This window comes from Neisseria dumasiana, from assembly GCF_022870885.1.
In the GTDB taxonomy this organism is placed as follows: domain Bacteria; phylum Pseudomonadota; class Gammaproteobacteria; order Burkholderiales; family Neisseriaceae; genus Neisseria; species Neisseria dumasiana.
Genome location: NZ_CP091509.1, coordinates 196,830 through 212,274, shown reverse-complemented (window position 1 = coordinate 212,274; position 15,445 = coordinate 196,830). Strand labels below are relative to the sequence as shown.

Genomic DNA, 15,445 nt, shown 5'->3' with positions numbered 1-15,445 from the left:
CCCATGTTAAAACAACGCGTCATTACCGCTTTGATTCTGCTGCCCCTGATGTTGGGCATGCTGTTTTGGGCTTCAGACGGCCTATGGGCATTTTTTACCGGCCTGATCGCCCTGCTGGTTTTGTGGGAGTACGCCCGCTTAAGCGGCATGGAAAAAGCCCAAAACCATCATTTTTTGGCTGCCACGGCTTTTTTCGGCCTTACCGCTTATGCTGGCGGGTGGACGCTGCCCGTTTTTTCATGGCTGTTGGTGCTGGCATTTTGGTTGCTGGTCATGCCTTTGTGGCTGTATAAAAAATGGCAGTTGAAGGCAGACTGGAAAGCCTATGCCACCGGCCTGATCATCGTTCTGCCTTTTTGGTTTGCCCTGAACAGCCTGCGCCCGAATACCGATGCCGCACTTTCGCTGCTCGCCGTTATGGGTTTGGTGTGGATAGCAGACATTTTCGCCTATTTTTGCGGTAAAGCATTCGGAAAACGCAAACTCGCCCCGTCTATCAGCCCCGGCAAAAGCTGGGAAGGCGCAATCGGCGGTGCGCTGTTCGTTGCCGTGTATATGGTTTCGGTGTGGAATGCGGGATGGCTGGCTTTTGATGTTTCATGGTTCGGCGCGGTGTTGGTAGGCTGGATACTCACGGCAGTCAGCATCGGCGGCGACTTGCTCGAAAGCTGGTTCAAACGCTCCGCCGGCTTCAAAGACAGCAGCAACCTGCTGCCGGGGCACGGCGGCGTATTCGACCGCACCGACAGCCTGATTGCAGTGATCAGTGTTTACACGGCCATGATGGTTGTGTTCGGCTGACACACTTTGTATTTTTCAGACGGCCTTAACAACAGGAGCACGAAACCATGTCGGAAAAAAACTTATCCCTATCGAAAGGCTTGGGTGTTTTGGGCGGGCTGCTGGCCGCAGGCTTGATTGCGGCGGCCTTTATACTCGGCACGCAGTTTAAAAACTTCCGCCAGCCCGGCACCATCACCGTGAAAGGCTTGGCCGAAAAAAATTTCCAATCCGACCATGCACAATGGAATACCTCGGTGAGCCTTCATGCCGACACCTATCAAGAAGTGTTGGACGCGCTGAAAAAACAACGCCCCAAATTGAAAAAGTTTTTACTCGAACAAGGCTTTGCCGAAAACGAAATCCAAACCGGCACGCCCGAAATCACCCGTGCCTACATCACCGAATACGACGAACACCGCAACGAACGCCGCGTTCCCAACGGTTACGACGGCACGCAAACCATTACCGTGCGCACCGATAAACTGGGTAACATTCAAAAAGCCCATAAAGCCATTCTGAATCTGCGCGCCCAAAACGAACTGATCGACTTTTCCGATCCGCAATACCTGCTCGGCAATTTGGAAACCATCAAACGCGAACTGATTAACCAAGCCACCGACGATGCCCACAAACGCGCTCAGGAATTTGCCAAAACCGGCGGCGGCCAAGTAGGCAAAATGCGTTCCGCCTCGCAGGGTTCGTTTAATATTTATGCCGACAGCGGCAAAGGTGCTGAAGAAGAAGACTACGGCGGTACCTACGACAAATCCACCATCGGTAAACAGGTTCGATTGGTGGTCACGATTGAATACAACATAGATTAAGCGATTAAGCAAAACCGAGGCGTCTGCAAACCCGCTCAAACCGTTTTCAGACGGCCTCACATAAAGAACCATCATGACACAACACGTTTTAACCATACTCGGCAGCACCGGCAGCATAGGCGAAAGCACGCTCGATGTCGTATCGCGCCATCCTGAAAAATTCCGCATTTTCGCACTGGCCGGACACAAACAGGTTCAGAAGCTCGCCGCACAATGCGAGCGTTTCAAGCCCGAATTTGCCGTTGTGGCCGATGCCGAACACGCCGCCGCATTGGAGCAGCTTTTAGAACCGGCCGACTGCAACACCGAAGTGTTATACGGCGCACAAGCGCTTATCGACATTGCCGCCGCCGACGAAGTAACCGGCGTGATGGCGGCGATTGTCGGCGCGGCCGGTCTGCCCTCCGCGCTGGCTGCCGCCCGCAAAGGCAAAACCATTTATTTGGCCAACAAAGAAACGCTGGTGGTTTCCGGCGCCCTGTTTATGGAAACCGCGCGAGCCAACGGTGCCCAAATCCTGCCGGTGGACAGCGAACACAACGCCATTTACCAAGTATTGCCGCACGATTATTCAGGCCGTCTGAATGCGCACGGCATCGAATCCATCATACTAACCGCCTCCGGCGGGCCGTTTCTCGATACCGATTTGGCCGCCTTCGACCACATCACCCCCGCACAGGCGGTCAAACATCCGAATTGGTCGATGGGGCAGAAAATCTCCGTTGATTCCGCCACCATGATGAACAAAGGCTTGGAGCTGATTGAAGCGCATTGGCTGTTTAACTGCCCGCCCGACAAGCTCGAAGCCGTCATCCATCCGCAAAGCGTGATTCACAGCATGGTGCGCTACCGCGACGGCTCGGTGTTGGCACAAATGGGTACTCCCGACATGCGCACGCCGATTGCCTATTGCTTGGGGCTGCCCGAACGTATCGAATCGGGCGTGAGCGCATTAAACTTCGGCACGCTGTCCGCCCTCACCTTCCGCGAACCCGATTTCAAACGCTTTCCGTGTTTGAAGCTCGCTTACGAAGCCATGCGCGCGGGAGGCAGCGCACCGTGCGTGCTTAATGCCGCCAACGAAGAAGCCGTTGCCGCTTTTCTTGCCGGAAAAATCCGTTTTACCGACATCGCCCGCATCGTTGCGCACTGCTTGGAACAAGGCTTTTCAGACGGCATCGGCGATATCGACAGCCTGCTCGCACAAGATGCGCAAACCCGCATTCAAGCGCAAAAAGGCATCAGCACATTGGCTATAAAATAAACCCGCGGCGGCAACCGCACTTGAAAATGTGCCGATAATTTACAGGCCGTCTGAAACCAATAGGCATTTTACCGGCCTAACGGTTTTATAAAGTTCTGTAATCATTGTGCAAACCCGCTTGTTATATCCGCCGCTTCTTCTTATACAATGAAACATTTTTCAGACGGCCTCAAAGCACACAGGCCGTCTGAAAAAAACATACAGCAATATTTTGGGGAATCATGTTGAACACCATCTTGGCTTTTATCGTAGCCATTCTGATTTTGGTCAGCCTTCACGAATTCGGCCACTATATCGTCGCACGCTTGTGCGGCGTGAAAGTCGTGCGCTTTTCCGTAGGCTTCGGCAAACCGTTTCTAAAGAAAAAACGCGGCGACACCGAATGGTGTTTGGCTCCTATCCCGTTAGGTGGCTATGTGAAAATGGTCGATACCCGCGAAGGCAATGTGTCTGAAGCCGACCTGCCCTACGCTTTCGACAAACAGCACCCTGCCAAACGCATCGCCATCGTGGCAGCCGGCCCACTGACCAATCTGATTCTGGCCGTATTGCTGTACGGCCTCAGCTTTTCATTTGGCGTGACCGAACTGCGCCCGTTTGTCGGCACGGTCGAACCCGCCAGCATCGCCGCCCGCGCAGGCTTCGTGCCGGGCGACAAAATGCTTTCGGTCAACGGTGTGGCAGTTGATGATTGGGCAGACGCACGCAACGAAATCGTATTGAATCTCGAAGCAGGCAAAGTCGATGTTGCCGTAGAAACCCCCACCGGCAGCAATGCGGTGCGCTCGATCAATATTGCCGGCACGCCCGAAGCTGAAAAAGTAATCAAACAACAAGGCCACATCGGTTTGCTGCCGGTAAAAATCACCAATACACTCAGCCAAGTAGCTGCCGGCAGCCCTGCCGAAATGGCCGGACTGAAAGCAGGCGACACCCTCATCGCCGCAGAAGGCCTCGAAATCCACACTTGGGCGGAATGGGCGGAAATATTCCGCCAAAGCCCCGGTAAAAACCTGCTCATACAGTACCGCCGCGAAGGCCAAACAGCCGAAACCCATTTACGCCCCAACTCAGAAGAGCTTTCAGACGGCACACTCGTCGGTAAAGCCGGCGTGGCACCGCAAAGCGACAAAGCATGGATGGAAAAAATCACCCGTGAATACCAACCCGGCTTGGCAGAAGCTTTCCAAATGGGTTGGGAACGAACCGTCAAATACTCCACCATGACCGTGCAGTTTTTCGGCAAACTGATTACCGGCCAAGCATCGTTAAAGCATATTTCCGGCCCCGTAACGATTGCCGATGTGGCGGGCAAAACCGCCGAACACGGTTTGCAGAGTTATTTGGAATTTCTCGCACTCGTCAGTATCAGTTTAGGAATCATGAATTTATTACCGGTGCCTGTTTTGGACGGCGGGCATTTGGTGTATTATGCCGCCGAATGGATACGCGGAAAACCGCTGAGCGAGCGCATACAGGCCATCGGCTTGCGCTTCGGCCTTGCCGTCATGATGATGATGATGATGGTGGCTTTCTTTAACGATATAACCCGTTTGTTTGGATAAATGTTATGAAATTGAAACAGATTGCTGCAACCTTAACGTTAATCGGCCTCTCGCCCCTCGCCTTGGCCGACTTCACCATTCAGGATATCCGTGTAGAAGGCCTGCAACGTACCGAACCGAGCACGGTTTTCAACTATCTGCCCGTTAAAATCGGCGATACTTTTACCGACGCCAAGAGTGAAGAAATCATTAAAAATCTCTATGCCACCGGCTTTTTCGACGACGTGCGCGTAGAAACCCTGGGCAATCAGGTTCTGCTCACCGTTGTAGAGCGGCCTACCATCAGCAGCCTGAACGTTACCGGTGCCAAAATGCTGCCCAACGATGCCATCAAGAAAAATTTCGATGCTTTCGGCTTGGCGCAATCCCAACCTTTCAACCAAGCCACGCTTAACGAAGCCGTTGCCGGCCTCAAACAGGAATACATCAACCGCGGCAAACAATCGGTACAAATCACACCCACCGTTTCCAAACTCGCACGCAACCGCGTGGCCATCGACGTGAAAATCGAAGAAGGCAAAAGCACCAAAATCGTCGATATCGAGTTTGAAGGCAACGAAAAATATTCAGACCGCAAACTGCGCAAACAAATGTCGCTCAGCGAAAAAACCCTTTTCAGCTGGCTGACCAAAAGCAATCAGTTCAACGAAGAAAAATTTGCCCAAGATATGGAGCGCGTAACCGAGTTTTACCAAAACAACGGTTACTTCGAAGCCCGTATTTTAGATACGCAGATTGACACCAACGAAGACAAAACCAAACAAACCATCACCGTAAAAGTACACGAAGGCCCGCGCTACCGCTGGGGCAAAGTACAAATTGAAGGCGACACCCGTGAAGTGGCCAAAGAAGATTTGTACAAAATGCTGAAAATGAAAGAAGGCCGTCTGTACGAACGCCAAAAAATGGTCGACAGCCTGCAAGCGATGCAAACGGCCATGGGCAGTGCCGGTTACGCTTTCAGCGAGATCAATGTCCAACCCGTTCCCAATACCGAAACCGGCATTGTCGATTTTGTGCTGAATGTAGAACCCGGTCGTAAAGTTTATGTCAACGAAATCAATATTTCGGGCAACAACAAAACCCGCGACGAAGTGATCCGCCGCGAATTGCGCCAAATGGAAGCCGCGCCTTACGATGTTTCCAAGCTGCAACGCTCTAAAGAGCGCGTTGAGTTGTTAGGTTACTTCGACGATGTCAAATTTGATGCCAAACCCGTAGAAGGTACGCCCGACCAAGTTGATTTGGATATGTCGCTCAAAGAACGCTCCACCGGCTCGCTCGACTTGAGCGCAGGCTGGGTGCAGGATACCGGTTTGGTTATGTCGGCCGGCGTGGCGCAAGACAACCTGTTCGGCACCGGCAAATCGGTTTCTGCCCGTATATCGCGCAGCAAAACCACCCAGAATGCCTCTTTATCGTTTACCGAGCCGTATTTCACACCCGACGGCGTGAGCTTGGGCTACGATATCTACGGCAAAGTGTACGACCCGCGTAAATCTTCTTCCAGCACCCACCAATACAAAACCACCACACTCGGCACCGGGCTGCGTATGGGCGTGCCGGTTACCGAATACGACCGCGTGAACTTCGGCTTGGGTGCGGAACATTTAACCGTAAACACCTACGAGGGCGCGCCCAAACGCTATCGCGAGTTTATCGACGAGCACGGCAAAGGTACCGACGGCATCGGCAAGTTCAAAGGTTGGGTATATAAAGGCAATATCGGCTGGGGACGCAACAAAACCGATAACGCCCTGTGGCCGACCCGCGGCTACCTGACCAATGTAAACGGCGAAATCGGCCTGCCGGGCAGCAAATTGAAATACTATACGCTGACCCACAACCAAACGTGGTTCTTCCCGTTGAGCAAACAGCTGACTCTGATGTTGGGCGGCGAAGTAGGCTACGGCAACGGCTACGGCAAAACCAAAAATATGCCGTTCTTTGAAAACTTCTACGGCGGCGGCTTAGGTTCGGTACGCGGATTCGAGAGCGGTACTTTAGGGCCGAAAGTTTACGACCGTTACGGCGAAGTGATCAGCTACGGCGGTAACAAAAAAGCCAACGTAAGTGCCGAATTGCTGTTCCCGATGCCGGGTATTAAAGACTCGCGCACCGTGCGTTTGAGCATGTTTGCAGATGCCGGCAGCGTATGGGACGGCAAAACCTACAACAACAGCAGCAGCGATCCTTTCCACACCACAGGTGCGGCCCAAAACGTTTACGGTAAAGACGCCGTACACAAATCCACCTTTAAAGAAGAGCTGCGCTATTCTGCCGGTGCCGCCGTTACTTGGTTGTCGCCGCTCGGCCCTATGAAGTTCAGCTATGCTTATCCGCTTAAGAAAAAACAGGGCGATGAAATCCAGCGTTTCCAATTCCAATTGGGTACCACTTTCTAATTCGGAAACCGGGATAAGAGCCAATTGAGGAAAGTTATGAGCAAAACATCGCATTTGATGGGCAAACTCGCCGTTGCCGCATTGGGCTTGAGCCTGATGGGCAACGCAGTTGCCGAAGGCGTGCAGAAACTCGGATTCATCAACACCGAACGTGTTTATCAGGAATCCAAGCAGGCGCAACGTATTCAGAAAACGCTGGAAAAAGAATTCGACAGCCGGCAAAAAGCTTTGGATAAAATCCGCAAAGAAGGCGAAGCGGTCGAAAAAAAACTGGCTTCCGGCAAACTTTCCCAAAGTGCGCATGAAGATGCGGTGCGCGAACTGGGCGAACTGGTGCAGAAATTCCGTCTTCAGCAGGCACAGCTTGCCGAAGAATACAACCTGCGCCGCAACGAAGAGTTTGCCGCCCTTCAGCAAAATGCCAACCGCGTGATTGTCGATTTGGCGAAAAAAGAAGGTTACGACCTGATTCTGCAAGACGTGATTTACGTTAACAGCAAATACGATATTACCGACAGCGTGATCAAAGCCTTGAATGCGCGCTAAACGCAGATGCCTGTGTGCAGGCAAGCCGTGCCGCCCATGTGCAGTTAAGGTTTGCCACAACAGGCAGCTGTTTTTTCAGACGGCCTAACAACATGACACCAGCTTTCTACACTTTATCGCAAATTGTGGCCGAATTAGGCGGAGAATGGCGCGGCGAAGACATCAGCATTGCCGCGGTACAGCCTTTGGCAGATGCAACCGCCGACCACATCAGCTTTTTGGCCAATCCCAAATATAAAGCCGACGTTGCCGAAAGTGCCGCCGGTGCCGTGATTGTCGGCCCGAAAGCGGCAGACGAATTTCCCGGCCGCAATTTGATTGTGGCACAAGATCCTTACCTGTACTTTGCCAAAGTAGCCCGCCTGTTTTCACCCGTAGCCAAGGCTGTTGCAGGCATTCATCCGACAGCCGTTGTGGAGCCGACCGCAACCGTTCCCGCAAGCTGCGAAATCGGCGCACATGCCTATATCGGCGGCAACACCGTTTTGGGCGAAGGATGCCGCATCTTGGCCGGCGCGGTCGTTCAGCACGATTGCAGAATCGGTAAAGAAACGGTTATCCACCCCAATGCCGTGATTTATTACGGCTGCACATTGGGCGACCGCGTGGAAATCCACAGCGGCAGCGTGATCGGTGCCGACGGTTTCGGCTTGGCGTTTGCGGGCGATTCGTGGTTTAAAATACCGCAAACCGGCGGCGTAACGCTGGGCGACGATGTGGAAATCGGCTCCAACAGCAATATCGACCGCGGTGCGATGAGCGATACCGTGGTCGGCAACGGCACCAAAATCGACAATCAGGTTCAAATCGGCCACAACTGCAAAATCGGCTCGCACACCGTGATTGCCGCCAAAACCGGCATTTCCGGCAGCGTTACCATCGGCAATTATTGCGTGATCGGCGGCGGCGTCGGCACGGTCGGCCATATCGAAATCGCCGACAAAACCACCATCGGCGGCGGCAGCAGCATTACCCACAGCATAAAAGAGAGCGGGCAGCACATTGCCGGCCCTTATCCGATGCAAACCCACAAAGAATGGGCGCGCAATGCCGTGCATATCCGCCATCTGAGTGAAATGAACAAACGCATCAAGCAGCTCGAACAAGCGCTTGAAACTTTCCAATCCGCTGAAAATAATAAGGAATAATCATGGATATTACCCTCCCGATTGAAGCTAAAGACATCCAGAAGCTGATTCCCCACCGCTATCCGTTTTTGCTGCTCGACCGCATCACGGCCTTCGAATCCATGAAAAGCCTCACGGCCATTAAAAACGTGAGTATGAACGAACCGCATTTCCAAGGCCATTTCCCCGATTTTCCCGTGATGCCGGGTGTGCTGATTATCGAAGCGCTGGCACAGGCTTGCGGCACATTGGCCATTTTGAGCGAAGGCGGTCGCAATCCCGAAGAAATCTATTTCTTCGCCGGCATCGACAACGCCCGTTTCAAACGCCAAGTGATTCCGGGCGACCAACTCGTTTTCGAAGTGGAGCTGATGGCCAACAAACGCGGTATCGGCAAATTCAAAGCCGTAGCCAAAGTAGAAGGTCAGATTGCCGTAGAAGCAGAAATCATGTGCGCCAAACGCACGGTAGAACTATAAATATTTAAAAGGCCGTCTGAAAACACCGTGCAGGTATTTCAGACGGCCTTTCACAGAAGGGAAGCCTCCTATGAGCTTAATCCACCCGACCGCCGTTATCGACCCTAAAGCCGAACTCGACAGCAGCGTAAAAGTCGGCCCTTACACCGTTATCGGTGCGAACGTGCAAATCGGCGCCCACACCGAAATCGGCCCCCATGCGGTTATCGACGGCCACACCACCATCGGCGAACACAACAAAATTTTCCAATTTGCCAGTCTCGGTGCGCAACCCCAAGATAAAAAATACCGCGACGAGCCAACCCGCCTGATTATCGGCAACGGCAACACCATCCGCGAATTTACCACCTTCAACACCGGCACCGTAACCGGCATCGGCGAAACCCGCATCGGCGACGACAACTGGATTATGGCTTATGTACACCTCGCGCACGACTGCGTGGTCGGCAACCACACCATTTTTGCCAACAACGCTTCTTTAGCGGGGCATGTTACCATCGGCGACTATGTGGTTCTCGGCGGCTACACGCTGGTTTTCCAATTCTGCCAAATCGGCGATTACGCCATGACCGCGTTTGCCGCCGGCGTACATAAAGACGTGCCGCCGTATGTGATGGCCGCAGGCTACCGCGCCGAACCGGCCGGCCTCAACACCGAAGGCATGCGCCGCAACGGATTCGCCCCCGAACAAATCAGCCGCGTGAAAAATGTTTATAAAACGCTTTACCGCCAAGGTTTGGGTTTGGAAGAGGCGAAGGCCGAAGTGTTGAAACAAGCCGAAACCGCGCCCGAGCTGGCCGTGTTCAAGCGCTTCTTTGAAACATCAACGCGCGGGATTATCCGCTAAGCAGCCGTCTGAAAAACACGATACGGTTTTCAGACGGCCTCAGAGCTTGCCTAACCGCATCCAGTATTCAAGATACACAACACAGCACATATACACAGAAAAAACTCTGCATGCCGTCTGAAATTTTCAGACGGCATCATAAAAACCATAAACATTCCGCCACGCCATGCCCGTGAAATCCCGTTACCCATAGTCTTTCGTCATCATTCCGGAACGCTCGGGCAAAAATACCAAAACAACGACGGAAATTGAGTAAGATAACCAGCACACCGGCCATTATCCAATCATCTTTCATCTATCCAGCTTCATGAACCCACCTACCCAACACCACCGCCCCGTTACCATCGCCCTGTGCGTAGGCGAAGCATCGGGCGACCTGCTCGGCGCGCATTTGATGGATGCCATCAAACAGCGTTGCCCTCAGGCGCGTTTTATCGGCATCGGCGGCCCGCGTATGCTGGCCCGTGGGTTTGAAAGCCTGTACGAGCAAGAAAAACTGGCTGTGCGCGGCTTTGCCGAAGTGGTGAAACGGCTGCCCGAAATTTTGAGTATCCGCAAAGGGCTGGTGCGCGACATGAAAAACATCCGCCCCGATGTGTTTGTGGGCATAGACGCACCCGACTTCAACCTCGGCGTGGCCGAAAAACTCAAAAAAGCCGGCATTCCCACCGTGCATTACGTCAGCCCTTCCGTATGGGCTTGGCGGCGCGAACGGGTCAATACCATCATTCATCAGGTCAACCGCGTGTTGTGCCTGTTTCCGATGGAGCCGGAACTTTACCGCCAAGCCGGCGGACAAGCCGAGTTTGTGGGGCATCCTATGGCGCAAACCATGCCTTTGGAAGCCGACCAGCAGGCCGCACGCCGGAGAATGAAAATCGAAGGCTGGGAAACCGTGTTCTGCCTGATGCCCGGCAGCCGCGTCAGCGAAATCGACTACATGGCGCCGATTTTCTTCCGCACCGCCAAGCTGCTGCTGCAACGCTATCCCAGTGCCCGCTTTCTGCTCCCTGTAGCTACCGTTGCCACCCGTCAACGCTTATTGCAGATTCTCGACCGGCCCGAATTCAGGGCTTTGCCGATACAGCTGATGTCTGCACACGCCGACTTGGCCTGTACGGCCGCCGATGTCGTGTTGGTAACCAGCGGCACGGCCACGCTGGAAGTGGCATTGTGCAAGCGGCCGATGGTGATCAGCTATAAAATTTCTCCGCTTACTTATGCATATGTAAAACGCAAAATTACCGTGCCGCATGTCGGCCTGCCCAATATCCTGCTGGGCAAGGGTGCCGTGCCGGAGCTGCTGCAACATGATGCCGAACCGGAAAAACTGGCCGCAGCAGTAGCCGAATGGTATGAATCGCCTGAAGATGTAGCCGCGTTAAAACGGGATTTTCACGAACTGCACCTGCTGTTGAAAAAGGATACGGCCGCATTGGCGGCACAAGCCGTATTGGCGGAAGCAGGCATACAGATGCCGAAATAAACACGGGCAAACAAACTGTTATATTCATCGTTTATCGTTAATCAACTTAAATTTACTGCGGTGTTGCTGCCTTGTATTAAATTAAGTTGCCTGCATCGGAAAACGGCATGATCCACCCGCGGCACAATATTTTCCCGCCTAAAAATGTGCACGCCGGTAAAACTTGTTCGTTTCCGCCCAATCTATATTAGAATGCTTTGCTTTCAGACGGCCTTTATTGCCCGTATTCAATCAGGCTCGAACCAAGCATACGGTTCGATTCAAGCCATACAATCAAGTCGGAAACCTCATCATGGATATACAAACATTTCACGCACTGATCAATAAAATCAGCTCCCCGCTTTGGGAGGGCTTGATTTTCCTGTTACTCGGCACCGGTCTGTTTTTCACGCTTGCCACCGGTTTTGTTCAATTCAGGCTGTTCGGCCGCAGTATCAAAGAAATGCTGGGCGGCAGAAAAGCAGGTGAAGACCCTCACGGCATCACGCCGTTTCAGGCGTTTGTGACCGGCTTGGCCAGCCGCGTGGGGGTGGGCAATATTGCCGGCGTGGCGATTGCCATTACTTTGGGCGGCCCGGGCGCGGTGTTTTGGATGTGGGTTACGGCATTAATCGGCATGAGTTCGGCATTTGCCGAATCCTCGTTGGCGCAACTGTTTAAAGTGCGCGACCATAAAAACAGCCAATTCCGCGGCGGCCCCGCTTACTACATTACGCAAGGATTGGGGCAGAAATGGCTGGGCATACTGTTTGCCGTAAGCCTGATTTTCTGTTTCGGCTTGGTATTTAATGCGGTGCAGTCCAACTCGATTGTGGCTGCTACCGAAGTGGCATGGGGCTGGGACAAACACGCCGTGGGCGTGGCTTTGGTGATTTTAACCGCACCGATTATTTTCGGCGGCATCCGCAGGGTATCGCGCGTGGCCGAGGCCATTGTGCCGGTGATGGCTACGCTTTATCTGCTCTTGGCCATGTATGTGATGATAACCAATATTGCCGAAATCCCGCGTGTGTTCGGTTTGATTTTCGGTTCTGCATTTAATGTGGAAGCGGCCGGCGGCGGCCTGCTGGGTTCGATGATTTCGGCCGCCATGATGAACGGTATCAAACGCGGTTTATACTCCAACGAGGCCGGACAGGGTTCCGCACCGAATGCGGCGGCGGCGGCCGATGTGAAACATCCTGTTTCCCAAGGCATGATTCAAATGCTGGGCGTGTTTGTGGATACCTTGATTGTGTGTTCGTGCACCGCTTTCCTGCTTTTGCTGTCTGACGTTACGCCGGGCGAACTGACCGGCGTGCAGCTTACCCAAGCGGCAATTGTGAGCCATGTGGGCGCATGGGGTGCGGATTTTCTGGCCGTTGTGCTGTTTCTGTTTGCTTTTTCTACCGTTATCGGCAACTATGCCTACGCCGAATCCAACATTCAATTTATCAACAACCATTGGTTGGTGTTGGCGGTGTTCCGCATGTGCGTGCTGGGCATGGTGTATTTCGGCGCGGTAAACCATGTGCCTTTGGTTTGGGATATGGCCGATTTAACGATGGGCACGATGGCTTTAATCAACCTGTTGGCTATTTTGGCACTCAGCCCGCTGGTCTTCCTGCTGCTGAAAGATTACACCGCCAAACTGAAAATGGGCAAAGAGCCGATATTCAAACTGTCTGAACACCCGGTTTTGAAACGCCGCATTAAATCGGATATTTGGTAAGGATTGGCCTGATTGAAACCGCCTTAATGTATGCCGCAGCCTATTCGCTTGCAGGCACATTAAGGCGGTTTTTTATGGGATTGAGGCCGTCTGAAAACTATACTTTGGCTAAAAACTCATCTACTTTAAGCTGATAACTTTTCAGCAATGCGGCCGATTCGGCGAATAAAGCCGATTCGTTTTCATCCAAAGGCTTGTTAATCACCCGCACCGCGCCCTGACGGTTAATCACCGCCGGCACGCCGATATACACGCCGTCCTGACCGAACTCCCCTTCCAGCAGGGTAGATATGGTGAGCACAACATTCTGATTGTGCAGAATCGCATTCGAAATACGGCTCAACCCCATGCCGATGGCCAAGCTGGTCGAACCTTTGGCATCTATGATGTCGTAAGCGGCATTGCGCACGGAGTCATAAATTTTTTCCATATGCTCTTTGCCGTTTTCTTCGCTTTCCAAAATCTCTTTCAACGGCATACCGGCAATATTGGCGGTACTCCATGCCGCAATCACGCTGTCGCCGTGCTCCCCGATCATCATGGCATCAATGCTGACCGGAGCCACCTTGAATTCGTTGCCCAAACACACGCGCAGGCGGGCGGTATCGAGTATGGTTCCCGAACCGATTACCCGTTCTTTAGGCAGGCCGGAAAACTTCCATGTTGCATACGACAATACGTCCACAGGGTTGGTGGCCACCAGAAAAATACCTTCGAAGCCCGAAGCCATTACCGAAGTAACGATGCTGTGGAAAATTTTGAGGTTGTTATCAATCAAATCGAGCCGCGTTTCGCCGGGACGCTGCGGCAAACCGGCACAGATACACACGATATCGGCATCCGAACAATCGGCATAATCGCCTACAAAAATCCGCGTAGGCGTAACGGCGTAAGGCACACCGTGGCGCAAATCGCGTGCTTCGCCTTCCGCACGTTTGCGGTTGAGGTCAATCAACACCATATCGTCGCAATGCCCTTGATTGAGCATGGAATACGCATAACTGATGCCGACTGCACCCGTGCCGATAATGGCAACTTTGTTACCTACTTTTTTTGTCATTTTGCTCTTTCCTGTATTGTTTGTTGTGAATGACTCTCAATTATAAATAAAACCACCCACCCGTTGAATCGTTGGAAAGATTAAACATTGAAAAAATAACGTGTACGGATCAATTCCAACATCCCGCCCCTACCGTGAAAACCGCCTGCTCACCAACGGGCGGCAACGCTAAGGCGGTTCTGCTAAAATAACCGCCACACACCCACACAGAGAACATCATGAATCATTCAGCCATACACACCGCACTCGATGCGGTGCCCATTCCGCAAAGCAACCGCACATTGGGCGGCGAAAAAGCGGTTAAATCCATACAAGAGCGTTCAGACGGCCTCCATATCGGTTTGCAGTTCGGCTACCCCGCCAACCATATCAAACACGCTTTAACCGAAAATATTCAGACGGCCCTAACGGCAGCCGGCGGCAACCTGCCGATACATGTAAACATCGATGTAGCCGTAGGAACGCATAAAGTCCAACCCGGCGTAACCACCATCAAAGGCGTAAAGAACATCATCGCCATTGCATCGGGCAAAGGCGGCGTAGGCAAATCCACCACTGCGGCCAACCTTGCCGTTGCCATGGCCAATATGGGCGCCCGAGTAGGGGTGCTGGATGCCGACCTCTACGGCCCCAGCCAACCGACCATGCTCGGCGTGGCCGACCGCAAACCCGACCAGCAAAATAAAAAACTCGTTCCCGTTGTATCCGCAAGCGGCATACAAGTGATGTCTATCGGCTTTTTGGTGGACACCGACCAAGCCGTAGTGTGGCGCGGCCCGATGTTGAGCCAAGCCTTGCAGCAACTGCTGTTTCAAAGCGAATGGAACGATGTGGACTATCTTTTTATCGACTTGCCTCCCGGCACAGGCGATATCCAGTTAACCCTGTCGCAGAAAATCCCCGTTACCGGCTCGGTAGTCGTTACCACACCGCAGGATATTGCGTTGATTGACGCCCGCAAAGCGGTAGATATGTTCCAAAAAGTGAACATTCCGATTTTCGGCGTATTGGAAAACATGTCGGTACACATCTGCTCGAACTGCGGCCACGCCGAAGCCATTTTCGGCAGCGACGGCGGCAAACATCTGGCCGAAAAACTCGGTGTACCGCTGCTCGGCCAACTGCCCCTGAGCCTGCCCGTACGCGAAGCCATGGACGGCGGCACGGCGGAAAAAATGCAGGCTGCCAACCCCGCCGTAGCCGAAATTTACACCCAAGCGGCGTGGCAGATTGCTTTGGCGGTTGCCGACAAAGGAAAAGACTTCAGCAGCCGTTTTCCGAAAATCGTGGTGGAGTAATCTGCAACGCCCCGCGCATAAAAAAACAGGCGGCCAAATGTGCCGCCTGT

13 protein-coding genes are annotated in these 15,445 nt (G+C 53.0%); 12 read left to right on the top strand and 1 reads right to left on the bottom strand.

Annotated elements, in window-relative coordinates; all coding sequences use genetic code 11:
* Positions 1-3: 3 nt before the first annotated feature.
* The 11 genes from LVJ88_RS00925 to LVJ88_RS00875 all read left to right on the top strand — a co-directional run bounded on the left by LVJ88_RS00925 (position 4) and on the right by LVJ88_RS00875 (position 13,037).
* Positions 4-801 carry a phosphatidate cytidylyltransferase gene (locus tag LVJ88_RS00925; RefSeq protein WP_054600057.1) on the top strand — a complete coding sequence of 266 codons (798 nt, stop codon included), beginning with the start codon at positions 4-6 and terminating at the stop codon, positions 799-801.
* Positions 802-848: 47 nt separating this feature from the next.
* A complete protein-coding gene (locus LVJ88_RS00920; protein WP_054600058.1) occupies positions 849-1,607 on the top strand; it encodes an SIMPL domain-containing protein in 759 nt (252 codons plus the stop codon).
* A 73-nt stretch (positions 1,608-1,680) separates the two neighbouring features.
* Complete coding sequence (ispC, locus tag LVJ88_RS00915) at positions 1,681-2,871, top strand: 1-deoxy-D-xylulose-5-phosphate reductoisomerase (RefSeq protein ID WP_085418051.1); 1,191 nt, start codon at positions 1,681-1,683, stop codon at positions 2,869-2,871.
* 224 nt (positions 2,872-3,095) lie between these two features.
* Entirely contained in the window at positions 3,096-4,436 is a 1,341-nt protein-coding gene (gene rseP / locus LVJ88_RS00910; protein ID WP_085418061.1) for an RIP metalloprotease RseP, read from the top strand.
* Positions 4,437-4,441: 5 nt separating this feature from the next.
* Positions 4,442-6,841, top strand: coding sequence for an outer membrane protein assembly factor BamA (gene bamA / locus LVJ88_RS00905; protein WP_085418052.1), 2,400 nt, complete (start codon positions 4,442-4,444; stop codon positions 6,839-6,841).
* Between the two features lie 36 nt (positions 6,842-6,877).
* Entirely contained in the window at positions 6,878-7,387 is a 510-nt protein-coding gene (locus LVJ88_RS00900; RefSeq protein WP_085418053.1) for an OmpH/Skp family outer membrane protein, read from the top strand.
* Positions 7,388-7,479: 92 nt separating this feature from the next.
* Positions 7,480-8,535 (top strand): UDP-3-O-(3-hydroxymyristoyl)glucosamine N-acyltransferase, encoded by a 1,056-nt coding sequence (gene lpxD, locus LVJ88_RS00895; RefSeq protein WP_085356671.1) that lies wholly within the window; start codon positions 7,480-7,482, stop codon positions 8,533-8,535.
* A gap of 2 nt (positions 8,536-8,537) precedes the next feature.
* Positions 8,538-8,993 carry a 3-hydroxyacyl-ACP dehydratase FabZ gene (gene fabZ, locus LVJ88_RS00890; protein WP_054600063.1) on the top strand — a complete coding sequence of 152 codons (456 nt, stop codon included), beginning with the start codon at positions 8,538-8,540 and terminating at the stop codon, positions 8,991-8,993.
* Between the two features lie 70 nt (positions 8,994-9,063).
* Positions 9,064-9,840 carry an acyl-ACP--UDP-N-acetylglucosamine O-acyltransferase gene (gene lpxA, locus LVJ88_RS00885; RefSeq protein ID WP_085418054.1) on the top strand — a complete coding sequence of 259 codons (777 nt, stop codon included), beginning with the start codon at positions 9,064-9,066 and terminating at the stop codon, positions 9,838-9,840.
* 307 nt (positions 9,841-10,147) lie between these two features.
* Positions 10,148-11,326, top strand: coding sequence for a lipid-A-disaccharide synthase (gene lpxB / locus LVJ88_RS00880; protein ID WP_085418055.1), 1,179 nt, complete (start codon positions 10,148-10,150; stop codon positions 11,324-11,326).
* Between the two features lie 292 nt (positions 11,327-11,618).
* Positions 11,619-13,037 (top strand): alanine/glycine:cation symporter family protein, encoded by a 1,419-nt coding sequence (locus tag LVJ88_RS00875; protein WP_085356668.1) that lies wholly within the window; start codon positions 11,619-11,621, stop codon positions 13,035-13,037.
* Between the two features lie 97 nt (positions 13,038-13,134).
* Here the strand turns inward: LVJ88_RS00875 and LVJ88_RS00870 are convergent, their stop codons facing one another.
* Positions 13,135-14,097 carry an L-lactate dehydrogenase gene (locus LVJ88_RS00870; RefSeq protein WP_054600067.1) on the bottom strand — a complete coding sequence of 321 codons (963 nt, stop codon included), beginning with the start codon at positions 14,095-14,097 and terminating at the stop codon, positions 13,135-13,137.
* A 218-nt stretch (positions 14,098-14,315) separates the two neighbouring features.
* Here LVJ88_RS00870 and apbC point away from each other — a divergent pair, with 218 nt between their 5' ends.
* On the top strand, positions 14,316-15,395 hold the full coding sequence (apbC, locus tag LVJ88_RS00865; RefSeq protein WP_085418056.1) for an iron-sulfur cluster carrier protein ApbC: 1,080 nt from the start codon (positions 14,316-14,318) through the stop codon (positions 15,393-15,395).
* Positions 15,396-15,445: the final 50 nt, after the last annotated feature.